The sequence below is a fragment of the Clostridium sp. YIM B02500 genome, assembly GCF_022324665.1.
In the GTDB taxonomy this organism is placed as follows: domain Bacteria; phylum Bacillota; class Clostridia; order Clostridiales; family Clostridiaceae; genus Clostridium; species Clostridium beijerinckii.
Genome location: NZ_JAKGTE010000060.1, coordinates 1 through 14,921, shown reverse-complemented (window position 1 = coordinate 14,921; position 14,921 = coordinate 1). Strand labels below are relative to the sequence as shown.

The following is a 14,921-nucleotide window of genomic DNA, read 5'->3' as shown; positions in this document are numbered from 1 at the left end:
TTTTATTTTCTACTCACCGCTGAAAGCTCTTTAGAACCACCCGCGTAGCAGGTGGTATTCAAAATACAATAAACAATATTAAAAAGCTGGTATTTTTTAAACAAAAGTACCAGCTTTTTAAATATTACTTCAAAGCATTTTCGCTAACAATCTCAGATATAAATATCATAAAAAAAAGTTTTACTACTTATGATTCACTAATGTTACGTATATATGTATCATATGGAAATGGTATTATGATTTCTCCTTCAGCAACTTTGTAATCTGTATTTTCTGTTGGGCTTAAATTTTTAATTAAATTCATTCCAACTTTATATAAAACTTCAGCTTCAATCCTTGGATCTTGAATAACAGTTCCAGTCATGATTCCTTTATCAATTAAATCTTTTGCTTCTTGTAATCCATCAATTCCAACAACGGCTATATTTTTTGACTTATTATCCTTGTTATAACCATATTTTTGCAATGCCTCAATAGCGCCTATTGCCATAGCATCATTGTTTGAAATTATTGCTTCAATTCTCCCATTATATTTAAGGAACAAATTATCAATGGAACTTTTAGCTAGATCCTTAGACCAATTAGCATTTACTCTAGCAAGTTCTTGTGTCTTTATTCCAGAATCATTAAGTGTTGATATCGCATATTTACTTCTATCAATGGGCTGTGGGTCATCAGATGGACCTTGCAACAAAACATACTGTAATATATTATCACCATTTGCATCTAAACTGCTTTTATTTTTATTCCAAAAATCAGCAATGATTCTACCTTGAGCAATGCCAGCTTTTTTCGAATCAGGAGTTACAAAAACAACTTTCTCATATAATTTAGAAGCTCTTGATGCTACTTCAGGTATAATATTCATTAGTATTAAAGGCTTATTCTTTTGCTTAATCTTGTTAATGGCACCTTCTACAACATTTTCTCTTCTGTCTGGTAAATATAATATAAATAAATCATATTTTGTTTGTAAAGCAGCATCTAATATTTCATCTTGTATTGCTATATTGTTCTTCGGATTTAAAAAAGTAAATTTCACTCTATTTTGATTCTCATTTTCTATATTTTTTAAGCTTTCAATAACTTTCATAGTAAATGGATCATCAGTTACGAAAAATATTACTGCTATATTAGACACTCTACTAGTGTTAAGATCCAAACTTGCTATTGTTTTAACTTGAGTTATAGATATCAATAAAAAAATAGTTAAAGTTAGCAATATTATCGCAATTCTTTTATTTAATATTTTCATTATAATGCCTCCCATTAGATATAAATACTCAAAATTATATATCTACTCTTGATTAGGTTGCATATAAATATAAAATTTATTCAAAATTAATCATTTAGAAATAAAAGGATTCTAAAAATATTGCAAAAATTTTAGCTGTAATTGTGACTTGTGAAATGTGCATTGTGAATTTCAACATATATATAGCCATATCCTATAATGAATGATGCTAACAAAAGAATTCATTAATAAAATATGGCCAAAACTTTTAGATAATATTATTTATACATATACTCTCTAGTCCAATGTGAATTATTATTTACTCCTTTGCCAAATAGAAATTGGTGTATATGAACATTTCCACTATTAAAAGATGCTGCACAGGCATTTAAATATAATCTCCACATTCTTATAAATGTTTCATCCTTAGTCTTTCTTATTTCAGGCAAAGCATTTTCAAAATTACTTGCCCAATGTTCTAGTTTTTTTCATAATGCAATCTAAGATTTTCTACATCACTTACATTGAAATGTTTATCTGAAATTGAGCAGATCAATTCTGAAACAGATAGAACATATCCATCCGGAAAAATATACTTATATATCCATAAACTAGATTTTAAAAGAGATCCTTGGTTTTAACAAATATATTTTTATATCTTTCTTTATTTATTGAATCTTTCTTAAACTCAATTGCTGTCTGCGGACATAAGTGGATGCACGCCAGACATTGCTCACATCGGTGTTCCCATGAAGGTTTTGCTTCTATAATTTCTATATTTTCAGCTGGACATACATTAGAACAAATTCCGCAGCCTATACATTTCTCGCTAACCCAGAAATTTTCATCAATGTTATTTGGGTTAAAATCTTCATACATCTTTTCTTCTTTATATCTGTTTTTTATGACAGGAATATTATTTTCATAATTATTATTAATCATTCTTGCAATATTAATTGTTATCCTTGATTGATTATTCATTCGATTAATGAAATCTTCTTTAGGATGAGGATAATACATAAACCACATATTTCCAGGCATCTCAACACTAAAATTTGCAGAAAGTGATTTTCCTTTATTTCTTAACAGGATATCAATTTGCTCAAAGGTTAATGCAGCATAACTCCCAAAATTAGCTACCGCAAAAAAGTATTTGCCTAAATTAACATCTAAGTTTTTTATAAAATTTGCAACCATTTTAGGAAGCCCTCTATAGTAAACAGGAAAAACAAATCCTATTCTTTCAGAAGTCACTTCATTTATATTCATATTACGTTTGCATATGCGTATCAATCGACAATTGGTGATATTTTCACATAAATCTTTAGCTATCTTCAGTGAATTTCCTGTACCAGTAAAATAATAAATAGTTGTCTCCATTTAAAATCTCCTTAATAAATATTCTACAACTTGAATTTTACAACTCAAATATACATCTTATACAAATTAAGAAGCTATCCATTTTTAGCATGCGGATAGCTCTTATATCTATATTATCTTTTAGTAAAATACTTCTAATTTTTATGATTTCATAGTTTCAGTTTCCTTTTTAATAAATCTATGCTCAAACTCCAATGCTTCCATTGGTTTTCCTATTAAGTAACCTTGAATATAATCACAGTTAAGTTCATTTAGAATCCTAAATTGTTCTTGAGTTTCAATTCCTTCTGCAATAATCTTAAGATTCAGACTATGCCCTAAAGTTATTATTGATCTAACAATCATTACACTTTTATAATCCTTTTCCAAGTTCCATACAAGTGACTTGTCAATTTTTATCATATCAATAGGTAATCTATTGACATAGCTAAGGGATGAGTAGCCTGTACCAAAGTCATCTAAAGATACTCTAACTCCTATTTTTCTTAACTTTTCTAGTATTCCTATGATTGTACCAGAATCCTCCATAGCCTCATCTTCAGTAATCTCCATATTTAAACATCTTGCCGGAAACGAATAATGATTTAATATATTTTCAACCATTGGTATGAACTCAGATTGCTTTAATTGCGAATAAGAAACATTAACTGAAATACTAAATTCACTTCCTCCGAGCTCATGCCATATTTCACATTGCTTACAGGCATTTTCTAATACCCAATTATCAATTGATATTATTTCACCCACACTTTTTGCAATTGGAATAAACTCTATAGGAGAAATAATTTTATCAGCTTGTTTCCATCTAATTAGAGCTTCTGAATATAGCACTTTCATTGATCTTAAACTTATAATTGGTTGATAGTAAATTACAAATTCATTATTTTCCATGGCTTTATTTAATTTCTCTTTGATATTCATTTTATTAAGAAATTCATCATTTATTTTCGATGAATACAAGGCATAATCATACCCACCTTTTTTCTTAACTTCATACATGGCTACATCTGCTTTTCTAATCAATGTATCTGCATCTTTACCATGTTCAGGAAATATACTTATGCCAATACTGGCTCCGACACATAAATCTTCCTCATTATAAATAAAAGGAATTTTCAATGCTTTTTGAATTCTTTCAGCAATTTCCTTAACATAAGTAGTGGATTTTATATCAGTTGTTATAATTACAAATTCATCTCCACCAATTCTGCTTATTATATCAACATTACTTATTATGCCTTTTAATGTGTCCGCAACATTTTTGAGAACTTTGTCACCAACTTGATGTCCATAATCATCATTTATACTTTTAAATCCATCTAAATCTATGAAAAGTATTGCGAAACTATTATTTTTAATTTCTAAAAGCATATTAAGGTTTTCTAGCATCATTTTTCTATTAGGAAGTTCTGTAAGAGGATCATAATAGACAAAATGACGAAGTTTCTCCTCAGCTCTTATTTTATCTTGAATTTGATTTTTAAGCATCATATTAGCTTCTTCTAATTTTAAAGTACAGTTCTTTTCCATTTCTAATATTTTTTTTCTTTCCGAAATATCATGTAGTAATATTAATATTCCTAATATATCGCTATATTCATCATATATAATTGTACCTGACAATTCACATGTAATGTTATTTCCATATTTCGTTTCCAAGTTAACTTCTATATTTTTTACACAAGAATTTTTCGTTATACTACTTAAGTCAAAATCAACATTATCCAGTAATTCACTAAATATTTTTCCTTCTACTTCTTCAATTTTATAATTAGTTATACTTAATGATGCATCATTACAATTTTGAATAATGAAGTTCTCATTTAAAATAAAAATCGGCTCATTTACAGTGTTAAAAATATATTCTGATATATACTTTGGAGTCGTCAACATCAATCTATGCTTGTTTATTGCATAATAAATACCACCTAAAGCTATGGTTCCCGTTAATACTGCTGATGGAAAAATAGTTACTCCTAGTAAAGGCAAAATAAAATCTGTAATTATTCCTATAATGATACTTACTGTACAAGTTATTAAAATAATTTTGTTTTGCTTTTTTACTCTATTCTTCTTAGAATATTTTCCTCTTAAATACAATACTATAACACCTGCAAAATCTATTACTATCGCCCATATTATATATAGAATTTGTGGAAACAACTCTGGAGCCACATCAATCCAGCCATAATATTCCTTAGTCATTGCTGAATAAGGTTCTACTATAATGTTTCCAATAAATAATAGTGTAGTTGGAACATATGCTAAAAATTTTATTATTGAAATATACTCAAAATCATCCTCATTATTCAGTAAATATGCAAAGTATAGCCAAAGTCCATTAAAAAAGCAATACCCTAGAACCGAAGAATTTCTCCAAAAAAATGCTGTATTGATATTATCAGATGTTAACATCATTGCATATCCGCCTGACCAAAGTCCAAAGCAAATACATATATATATAAATATCTGATTTGTTTTTGATTTTTTATCCATTCTATAACCGTATATTCCTAAAAATAAATAAAAAATACAACATGAAAATAATAATATAAATAACGCAGTCTTAATAATATCACCTCCAGTATGAGACACAAAAAAGCTCAGATTTACATAACTAATAATCTATACTAGATTTTAACTCTTTAAAACATTTATTTTTACCTTAATGACTTCATACTATATATCTTTAGGCATGTTTTATCGTGATATATACTATATTTAACTGTAAAATAATAACAACTAAAGATATAAAATAATTATATCATATTTTTTTAATATAAGCTTTTGATTGATTAATTTTAAATAATTTAGACAACTTAATAATCTACAGTTTTTTTAATAATATGAACTACATTTTATACTATTCTGAGCTTAAAATTAGTTTAACATATATTAATGTATTGTTTCTGTACATACACGATTTTGACGAAAGAATAAATAAAGGCGGATTAAGTATTTCTACCTAATCCACCTTTATGAATATTTTTTGTTAACAACTTTGGATATTTTCTTTATGCAAAATATCTATCTAAAAGTCCTTTGAAAGCTTTTCCATGTCTAGCTTCATCCTTACACATTTCATGAACTGTATCATGTATTGCATCTAAGTTTAATTTCTTAGCAAGTGTTGCTAAATCCTTCTTACCTTGACATGCACCATGTTCTGCATCGACTCTAGCTTGTAAATTAGCTTTTGTATCTGCCACTACTACTTCTCCAAGTAATTCAGCAAATTTAGCAGCATGTTCTGCTTCTTCAAATGCGATTCTCTTATATGCTTCTGCAACTTCTGGATACCCTTCTCTATCAGCTTGTCTTGACATAGCTAAGTACATTCCAACTTCTGTGCATTCTCCAATAAAGTTCGCCTGTAATCCATCGATCACTTCTTTCTCAACGCCTTTAGCAACTCCAATTACATGTTCATCAGCAAAAGCTAAGTCACCACTTTGTTCTATGAACTTTTCTGATCCTACACCACATACTGGACATTTTTCTGGTGCTGCTTCTCCTTCATGAATATAACCACACACTGTACAAACAAATTTTTTCATAAATTCTCTCTCCTCGCTATCATTTCAATAAATATTTATTAGGTTAATTACCTTATTATATATATTTCAACATCTATATCCTTTTTTCCTTCTATTCTTTCGCACTTTCATAACCTTTATTTCTACATTTTTATACACAATATGCATATTTCTATATTTTTCCTCTATAAAGAATTGGACTCGATCCAAAAGAATATCCTTCATTATATAGTTTGTTTTCTAACTTAATTAGTTCTTCAGCCAAAATTGTATTTGATCTTAGATCTGTTGGCTCCTTCACTATATCAAGTTCTATACCTTTATATTTTCTGTAGTAGCTATAATTTTTCCATAACCATGCTTTTATTCTACTTAAATTTGATGGCTTTCTAATAATATCAAGGATCATTTGTCTGTATTCTTCAATATCTTCTTTTTGAGTATCGTTTAAATTTGATAACTTGTTTCCTAAACTTCTAGCCGCCTTCTCATCTAGTTCTTTACATAAAAATTTGAGAGCATGCCATACATTATAAAGTTGATTTTTATTCTCTATTTCTACTTCTATTGCCCAAACAAAAGCATTTAATCTTCTTCTTATATCCCACCTTTTTATTGGGCTTTCTAAATCATCTGCACATACTAAAAAGAATCCTTCTTTAAATAACATCGCTCCTAATACTCCAGGTGGGTTTCCAAGTCTTTTGTCCTTAAACCCATTAAGCATTTTTATATAAAACACTCTCATACTCTTTATTTTTATCAAATTCCTTTTCTGCAAAAACACATACTGGCATTATCTTCTTATTTTCTTCTATCGCAAAATCTACAACTTTCCTTATTAAAAGTTTTCCTGCTCCTTTGCCCTTCAACTTTTCGCCTACAAAAGTATGCTCAATTTTTATTACATCCTTACTAGTATCACTTAATATTACTTCTGCTAAAGTATTTTCTTCCGTTTCTCCAATATAGAATTTATTCAATCCTTTTTTAATATCAAACATAATACATAACACCATCCTCTCCATAATTTTATTCATTTTACAAAAACCCTTTATTAATTCCTTATATATCCACAGAACTATTATATCATAGTCACATAATATTTTAATGTCGAATTTTTATGCTTTTTTTAATTTAATTCACTATCTATTTTCTCAAAAAATAAGGGTTCATCTTTGATAAACCCTTATTTCTCGTACTATATTTAAAATAATATTAATATATTTATCTAAAAGAAAAAGTATTCAAAATTGCATTCATAAGTTATTTGTATAACTAAAATTCTTTAAAACAGTTGAATCACATTTCCATTGCGTCCACAGCACTTCTTGTACTTCTTTCCACTTTGACATGGGCATGGATCATTTCTTCCAATCTCTTTTGTCCTTTCAATTGTTTTGTTATTTCCTTCTTTTTCATTTATAGTTGCACCTTTATATTTCCATAATGGTATATTCTTAATAAATTTATTAACAATATTAAATACTCTGATTTCATCTTCCTTGTCAAGTTTTGCATCTATTCCATTTATTATGTCTTCAAGTATTTCTTCAGAATTTCTATATTGCATATCCAAAGCCAACATGTTCATAGTTCCAGCAGCATCATTTTTATCAACTAAAAACATAGATGAAAATTCTTTCAAAAACTTCCTTCCAATACTATTTCTTTCCAAATAATCTTCGTTAGACATGGAGATTAGATCATCTTTACTAATCATAAAATAATCCAAATTATTGTCTATATCATTTAATATTTCTTCATAATCCTCTATTTCTACATTAACGAATATAATTTTTCCATCATCATCAATTGTACCATAATATTCATTATTATAATAAAAAGATCCTTCTTCTAATATAGATAACAATATTGAATCATCTATATTCTCGTATCTTTTAATTAATCCTTTAACATCTTCAAAACAAAGAACACCATATAACTTAATCATCCCTCTAAAGATATTCATGATTTCACTATTTTTCTTCATTAACTTTCTAAACTCTAGGGTATCACATTGCTTAACAACAGCCTGCATTAGTTCAGGCATTAATAAGATTGGTTTTCTATCTTTTAAGCAAGGAAATACCATCCCTTGATTCATAAAAAAAGCATGTTTATCCGCATAGTTTTCTGCTTCATTATCAGAAACTGAAATTATTCCATTATTCTTAATGTATTTTAATAATATTTTATACATATCATCATTAATCACATTCATTTTATTTCTGATATTCTTTTCATATTCATCAATATATTTTTCAATTACCTGATTCTTATTCAAATTATATGATAATTTAAGACCAATGTTCTCTGCTAGACTACAAATTTCCTTTTTAGGATATGGCTTGATCAATTCTTCTAGATCAAAAGAATATGTATCCTTGAAAAACGTATGTATAAAACTATTTGTAAATTTATTATGATGTTTTAAAAAACTATTCTCTATCATTTGTTCAGAATCGTCAAAATCTGAAAAAGCATCGTTGTTATGTATCGGCTTTTTATTACTAACTTTGTATTTATTGTTATTTCCAGGCAAGTATTCTTTTTCCGAATCTTTATTTCCTATATACCCGCAAACTCCATCTCTTGGAGAATTATTAAGTTTACCTTCTTCTGGATTATTTCTAGCAATAACTTCCACTTGGCTAAATTCATTTGGGACTTGTATTATATCTACAACTTCTAAAGTCAAATAAGTAGTTGAACCAAAATCATATTCATATTCGAACTTTTTATTAACATTTAATACATCTTTTAAATAAAAATTCATCTCATATTGTTCATCACTATTATCATGATATATTTCTTCATCAATATAAAACGCGCTTAAATGTCCACAACATTCTACCCATATATCTCTTATAAATTTGTCCAAATGCTGAAGTTGCAACTTTGCATCTATCGAAACATAAATACAATATAAACTAGGATTATACTTATCTTTCATGGATATTATGAATTGCTCTCTTACCCCTTTAGTATAATTCATCTTTTCTTCAATTGATTTTTTCATTACTGAACAGCTCTTTGCATGTCTTTTAATTGTTCTTTCAGTTAATTCTTTATTACAATAATAACATCTACCTTGCACGACTAAATCTCCTCTTAAATAATATAATTACTATATAAAATTCCAACATGCACAATTATATACTAACATTATGTTTGTCTGCAAATTTTTTATAAAATTTTTATATTTACAATTCTATTAAGGGTATTAGATAAGTAGATCTTATAGCTTATAATATTACTAAACTTTAATATTTATAGCGTATTAACTTCTTGTAACTATTAGTAACTGGTTGAATTTTTATTAGCTATATCTTTGGCATACATGTCGCAGAGAGAATTCTCAAAATGGTTAGAATGTGCTTTTACCCACTGAAATTCAATATATTTTCCATTACAAGCTTTATCAAAATCAAGCCACTTTTCTATATTCTTAGCTGGTTCTCCATTAATAGTTTTAAAGTCATTCAATTTCCATATAGGTAACCATTCTGTGAGTCCTTTTCTGACATACTGGCTATCAGTTATTATTCTTATTTTTTCAACATTTTTTAATAATTCAAGTGCTTTTATGGCTGCTTCAAGTTCAGCTTGGCTGCTTCCTATGTCTTTCACTTTTTCTGTATATAAATTATAATTTCCTTTCAAATCTTCTATTATAAAAGCAAATCCACCATGATTTTTCTTCTCTAAATAACTGGCATCTGTGTAGATTTTATAGATTCTCTCTTCAGCCTTACTTTCTTCTATTGCATAACTATCATAATTACTATTTCGTTTATCTAAAACTAAGATTTTACTCCTATCATTAAAAGCAGCTACATCTTTATCTTCTCTTATGACTACTTTTACATTAAACCCTACATAATATGTATCTGGCCGCTTATTATGTAGCATTTTTCTAAATTGGTATTCCTGTCCTTTAAAGAAATTACTTAGGTTGTTATTATCTACAAAATGTAATTCTTTTTTTAAAGGATTAAATTCTACTAAGGAGTTCTCAGTACCGTTACTGACTTTAATTTTATAGTTATTATTTTCTTCACCTATTATTTCTAGTGTAAAAAGCATCATTTTCATAAAAATTACTCCTTAAAACAAATATCTCATTATAAATATATTCATGTCACAATTAAGTTTCTACATCTATCCTTAATTGAGTGTCTGACTTACTAAAGCTTTAAATATAGATTTATTGTTGAAACATATATTTTATCATAAGTACAACAAATTCAAATTTATTAGTTATTTTAATAATAACTACTTTATATTTTTCTTTTATATCATAAAACTTACTACTGTATACATCATTATAACAAAATTAAAGCTGAAATTTTCTATATTGTCTAAAAATTTCAGCCAATAATTATTAATTTAATCTAAGCATTTACGTAGGATTTAAAGTTTTCTAACGGAAGTGAAATTGTCACTGTTGTTCCCTTCCCATATTCACTATCAATTTTAAGAATCCCATTGTGCATATCTATAATATTATTAGAAATGACCAATCCAAGTCCTGCGCCAATAGATTTAGGATCAATTTTATAGAATGACTCCATAACATGATTTATATCCTCTTTTTTAATTCCAATACCTGTATCGCTAATTTTAATTAAAATGTACTCTTCGCTAACTGATTGAATAACATAGATTTTACGATTTTTATATGAGAACTTAATTGCGTTATCTAATACATTTAGTATAACTTGCCTCAATCTATCACCATCTGCTGTAATAATTGCTGGGTGCGTTTCAACCACTAATTTAATTTCCTTTTTTTCTGCTTTCTTTTGAAGCTGGAAGGTTACTTCACGAATAATTTTGTCTATCTTGATATCAGATAAGATTAGTTTAATTCGATCTGACTGATATCTTGAAAAATCTAAAAGATTCTCCACCAGGCTAATAAGTCGATCTGATTCATCATTAATAATTCCCAAACCAAATTTAAACTCCTCAGCCGATAATTCGTCTGGATCTCGCATAGTCTCAATCCATCCCTTAATCCCTGTCAAAGGTGTCCTAAGTTCATGAGAAATTGATGATATAAAATCATTCTTTAAACGATCAGCTTTTAATATTTCATCGCCCATGTAGTTAAGTGTTTTTGCTATTTCTCCAAGTTCATTTGGATAAGTATCTTTGATTTTTTCCTTGTATTTTCCCTCTGCTATTTTCTTTGTAAAATTGATAATATCATTTAATGGTTCTACAATTATATTCCCTAAACGCAAACTTACAAAAAACACGATAACAGCAATAAAAATGCAGATAATAATTCCATAAATTAATAGATTAGTAATTAAAGCATTTACCTGTGTTAATGATGTTGTATATCGCAAAATCCCTAATACTTGCCCGTCAAAAACAAGAGGTGTATATACTGTCATAATCTTTTGACCTGAATATGAATTTTTCTCAATTTTATATGTGGTTTTCAAATCCAATACATCAGAATCTATCAAATAAGTCTTATCTTCATAAAAACCTGTAGATGATTGAATTAATTTCCCATTTCTTTTTAATAGTTGTAGTTCGGAGCCATTAATCTGATAATTTTTAATAATTTCACTACTGAATTCCTCCAAGCTTTTATTAGTAAAATCAGTTTCTCTTGACAATACAGAAGGAATCGCCTCTGCTTGACTTTGAAATGTATTAGCAATTCCCTGATAATAATATTGCCTTATTCCAATTCCAAACCCTATCATAACAAGACTTAATGTAAGTAAACTAATTATCATAAAGTAAACAATGATCCTTCGCTTCATAGTTTTATTCCTTCCATAAATACCCATATCCCCAATCCGTGCGTAAATACTCTGGAGCTGATGGATCATTCTCTATTTTCCTTCGTATACGTCTTATATTTACATCGACAACTTTTTCATCACCAATATAATTTATTCCCCAAACTTCATCCAAAATATCATTTCGTGTAAATACCTTATTCTTATTATTTATTAAAAATTGAAGTAAGCAATATTCTGTTGGAGTTACTTTAATATCCTTTCCAAGGTGATATACTTTTTTATTTATTACATCAAGCTCAAATGGCCCCGATTTAATAACTGAGCTTTCTTTCTTTGAATATATATGATTCAATCTTCGCGCTAAAGAAATAATTCTTGCCTCTAGCTCAACCATGCTAAATGGCTTTAGTAAATAATCGTCAGCTCCTTCTACAAGACCTTTTACTCTATCTTCTTCCTGAGATCGTGCCGTTAACATGATAATCCCAACAGATTGACTTATATCTCTAATTTTCTGACACACCTCAAATCCATCAATTCCTGGGAGCATTAAATCTAATAAGACAATATCAATCTTTCTATTATTAAAAATAGATAAGGCCTCTTCTCCATTCTCAGCTTCTAGAACTTCGTACTTTTTCTTTCTTAAATTTAGGCAGATAAAACTTCTAATTGACAGTTCATCCTCAACAACAAGAATTGTTTCCATATTTTCCTCCATTAAAATTCATCTTTAAGTAAATGAAAATTTTCCTTTGAAATAGGTTGTTCTTCTTTAATATCATCATAAAATATAATATCCTTCGTTTCTCCAAGCTTGGTTTTGTTCTCACCATATGAACCTTTGCTTATCCATTTTACTTCAAATAAATTATCCTGACTTTCATTATCTATAAGTCTAACACCTTGATCAAGCTTCTGAATTGTAACTTTACCATGCCATTTGGAAGGAATTGTAATGTAGAAATGCTGCACACTATCTGTATATCTTTCTTCTACAATTTCATGTGTTCCATCTTCTTTATAATCAGAGTAAGTATAAATAAAAGGGATTTCTGCCATCGCTGCATCTTCAAAACCTTTAGGAATATACATTCCTCCAACATCTATAATACCGTCATTGTTGATATCTCTACTATATAATGGGTAAGCCTTAAATAAAATACCATCATTTTCATCTCCAATTTTAATAAATCTTCCCTTATCGCAAGTAACAATTTCAGTTAACATTGAATGGGCCCCTAATGCACTATCAATGAATAACGCATTATTTCCATCTGCTAATTTTCCACTAACTACATTTTCAATTACACCCTCAGGATTTAGACCCACAAACGTGTGAGATTTTAATTGATTATTTTCATAATTAAACATTTCTGCTGTTTTTGATTTGCCTATTTCTCCATCAATTATTATAACATCAGGTTTCTTATCTTCATTGCAATCCGATATATCTATCCATTCGTAAGTACGATTAACTTTATTAACTAATTCTTTTCCATTCAATTCATATATAAATAACTGTTTACTTAGTTCAGAATCTGATACTGAAGTACCTAAAATCACTTCTTTTTTCCCATCCCCATCAAGATCTTTAAGAGTAAAATAATCAAGAATATTAAAATTAGTGGCTACATCAAGTACTTTATTCCATTTTTCATTTTCTTCTTTAAGCATTAATAGATGAACTTGTCTATTTTCTTTCATATCCCTATATAATACAAATGCTTCATTTTTACCGTCTTTATCAACATCATCTATAAAAATACTTTGTTTTTCTTGTGAATTCTTAGGTACTAAGAATTCACTGCCAGGCGTTAAAATTTCTTTTAGCTCTTTATTAATTTTATTTCCTTCTACATTTTCGAGCATAGGGGCTTGAATTAAGCTAGTTGTGTTTACAACATTCCCACAGCCTATTATAATACTGCCTAAAGAAATAATCAGTATTATAACTCTTGCATATTTTCTCATAACATATACACCCCATTTTTCATTCTGTTATTATTTAGTATTACCTTATCCATAATATATAATTACTTCATATCCATAATTTTTAGCTCTTATGTTAACTATACGTTTTTATTATATTTTCACTAAATGCCTGTGCTTCAATGCTTAGCTTTTAGCTATCATCCTATAATTTTAAAATAAGAAAGTAGTTTTTAATTTACTAAAAATCATTCTTTAAAATATATATTGCATAGGTTTGTCCTGTGTTTGCATCATAATTTACAGACAAAAATATATTTTTATACTTAAAATGTGCATCTCCACTTTTATCACTAACTGGGTTTCCAAAAACTTCTTTAAATCTACTTATCTTATCACCAATCTTTACACCATTTAAATTCAAATCATTTCTCATAATAAAGATTTGCTCTACCTTATCATTATTTTTCTGATCAAACCAAACTCTAATACCAGCTTTTTTAAATTCCACTCCACCTTCTCCTATAGAATTTGGCTTTTCATTTAATGTACTTATAAGTTCATCTTTACTAAAACCTAATAGATTCATATATTCTGTAAAATTATTCTTTCCATTATCCGACTTTGAGGCATCCATAGACTTGCTATCTTCAATTATTTTTACTGAATCATTTTTCTTTTTTACTTGTGAAGCTACTATTTCTTTATTATCCTCATTATTAGTAGATTTTTCAATACTGACTACTTCTTCTGATATTTTTTCACCTTCTGTTTGATTGCTATTTTCAGAAACTTTCTCAACTGACACTTCTTTATTTTCAGGATCTATTTCAGATGACTTTTTAGGACTACACCCCACTATACTTGCAGAACTTATGGTTATAGAACATATTATAGCTGCTGAAAGCAATAATTTAAATCTCTTTTCAATTTTATTTATCATAATTAATCTACTTAGAAGTTCAAAATATATATACTTTAGTATTTTTTATATCCTATAGATATCCAAACTTAGAAATACACTTATGCATAGCATAGCTATTTTTACACAAACTAGTACTAGTTAAT

General features: G+C 28.0%; 12 protein-coding genes and 1 pseudogene. All 13 read right to left on the bottom strand.

What is annotated here, in order from left to right; all coding sequences use genetic code 11:
- Positions 1-187: 187 nt before the first annotated feature.
- The gene (locus L1S46_RS25705) at positions 188-1,255 is read right to left on the bottom strand and encodes a galactose ABC transporter substrate-binding protein (RefSeq protein WP_238901365.1); all 1,068 of its coding nucleotides are present in this window, start codon (positions 1,253-1,255) and stop codon (positions 188-190) included.
- A 257-nt stretch (positions 1,256-1,512) separates the two neighbouring features.
- A pseudogene (locus L1S46_RS25700) lies at positions 1,513-1,850 on the bottom strand (class I SAM-dependent methyltransferase); the annotation flags it as partial.
- A 2-nt stretch (positions 1,851-1,852) separates the two neighbouring features.
- Complete coding sequence (locus tag L1S46_RS25695) at positions 1,853-2,614, bottom strand: EFR1 family ferrodoxin (protein ID WP_238861504.1); 762 nt, start codon at positions 2,612-2,614, stop codon at positions 1,853-1,855.
- A gap of 141 nt (positions 2,615-2,755) precedes the next feature.
- A complete protein-coding gene (locus L1S46_RS25690) occupies positions 2,756-5,209 on the bottom strand; it encodes an EAL domain-containing protein (protein WP_343217292.1) in 2,454 nt (817 codons plus the stop codon).
- A gap of 419 nt (positions 5,210-5,628) precedes the next feature.
- Positions 5,629-6,171 (bottom strand): NADH peroxidase, encoded by a 543-nt coding sequence (locus tag L1S46_RS25685; protein WP_012058703.1) that lies wholly within the window; start codon positions 6,169-6,171, stop codon positions 5,629-5,631.
- A gap of 151 nt (positions 6,172-6,322) precedes the next feature.
- Positions 6,323-6,892 (bottom strand): hypothetical protein, encoded by a 570-nt coding sequence (locus L1S46_RS25680; RefSeq protein WP_238901361.1) that lies wholly within the window; start codon positions 6,890-6,892, stop codon positions 6,323-6,325.
- Positions 6,870-7,154, bottom strand: coding sequence for a GNAT family N-acetyltransferase (locus L1S46_RS25675; protein ID WP_238901359.1), 285 nt, complete (start codon positions 7,152-7,154; stop codon positions 6,870-6,872). Before L1S46_RS25675 ends, L1S46_RS25680 begins: the two co-directional genes overlap by 23 nt.
- Positions 7,155-7,438: 284 nt before the next feature.
- Positions 7,439-9,250, bottom strand: a complete 1,812-nt coding sequence (locus L1S46_RS26590; protein ID WP_238901358.1) for an SEC-C metal-binding domain-containing protein — start codon at positions 9,248-9,250, stop codon at positions 7,439-7,441.
- Positions 9,251-9,450: 200 nt separating this feature from the next.
- Positions 9,451-10,248, bottom strand: coding sequence for a ribonuclease H (locus tag L1S46_RS25665; protein WP_238901356.1), 798 nt, complete (start codon positions 10,246-10,248; stop codon positions 9,451-9,453).
- Positions 10,249-10,547: 299 nt separating this feature from the next.
- The gene (locus L1S46_RS25660; protein ID WP_238901354.1) at positions 10,548-11,939 is read right to left on the bottom strand and encodes a HAMP domain-containing sensor histidine kinase; all 1,392 of its coding nucleotides are present in this window, start codon (positions 11,937-11,939) and stop codon (positions 10,548-10,550) included.
- 4 nt (positions 11,940-11,943) lie between these two features.
- Positions 11,944-12,630 carry a response regulator transcription factor gene (locus L1S46_RS25655; RefSeq protein WP_238901353.1) on the bottom strand — a complete coding sequence of 229 codons (687 nt, stop codon included), beginning with the start codon at positions 12,628-12,630 and terminating at the stop codon, positions 11,944-11,946.
- Between the two features lie 11 nt (positions 12,631-12,641).
- Positions 12,642-13,895, bottom strand: a complete 1,254-nt coding sequence (locus tag L1S46_RS25650) for a hypothetical protein (RefSeq protein WP_238901352.1) — start codon at positions 13,893-13,895, stop codon at positions 12,642-12,644.
- 199 nt (positions 13,896-14,094) lie between these two features.
- Complete coding sequence (locus L1S46_RS25645) at positions 14,095-14,796, bottom strand: hypothetical protein (protein WP_238901351.1); 702 nt, start codon at positions 14,794-14,796, stop codon at positions 14,095-14,097.
- Positions 14,797-14,921 lie beyond the last annotated feature (125 nt).

Coding starts and splice junctions, on each gene's coding strand:
- L1S46_RS25685 (WP_012058703.1), bottom strand. CDS start 6,171: ATGAAAAAATTTGTTTGTACAGTGTGTGGTTATATTCATGAAGGAGAA.
- L1S46_RS25705 (WP_238901365.1), bottom strand. CDS start 1,255: ATGAAAATATTAAATAAAAGAATTGCGATAATATTGCTAACTTTAACT.
- L1S46_RS25675 (WP_238901359.1), bottom strand. CDS start 7,154: ATGTTTGATATTAAAAAAGGATTGAATAAATTCTATATTGGAGAAACG.
- L1S46_RS25645 (WP_238901351.1), bottom strand. CDS start 14,796: ATGATAAATAAAATTGAAAAGAGATTTAAATTATTGCTTTCAGCAGCT.
- L1S46_RS25660 (WP_238901354.1), bottom strand. CDS start 11,939: ATGAAGCGAAGGATCATTGTTTACTTTATGATAATTAGTTTACTTACA.
- L1S46_RS25695 (WP_238861504.1), bottom strand. CDS start 2,614: ATGGAGACAACTATTTATTATTTTACTGGTACAGGAAATTCACTGAAG.
- L1S46_RS25665 (WP_238901356.1), bottom strand. CDS start 10,248: ATGAAAATGATGCTTTTTACACTAGAAATAATAGGTGAAGAAAATAAT.
- L1S46_RS25655 (WP_238901353.1), bottom strand. CDS start 12,630: ATGGAAACAATTCTTGTTGTTGAGGATGAACTGTCAATTAGAAGTTTT.
- L1S46_RS25650 (WP_238901352.1), bottom strand. CDS start 13,895: ATGAGAAAATATGCAAGAGTTATAATACTGATTATTTCTTTAGGCAGT.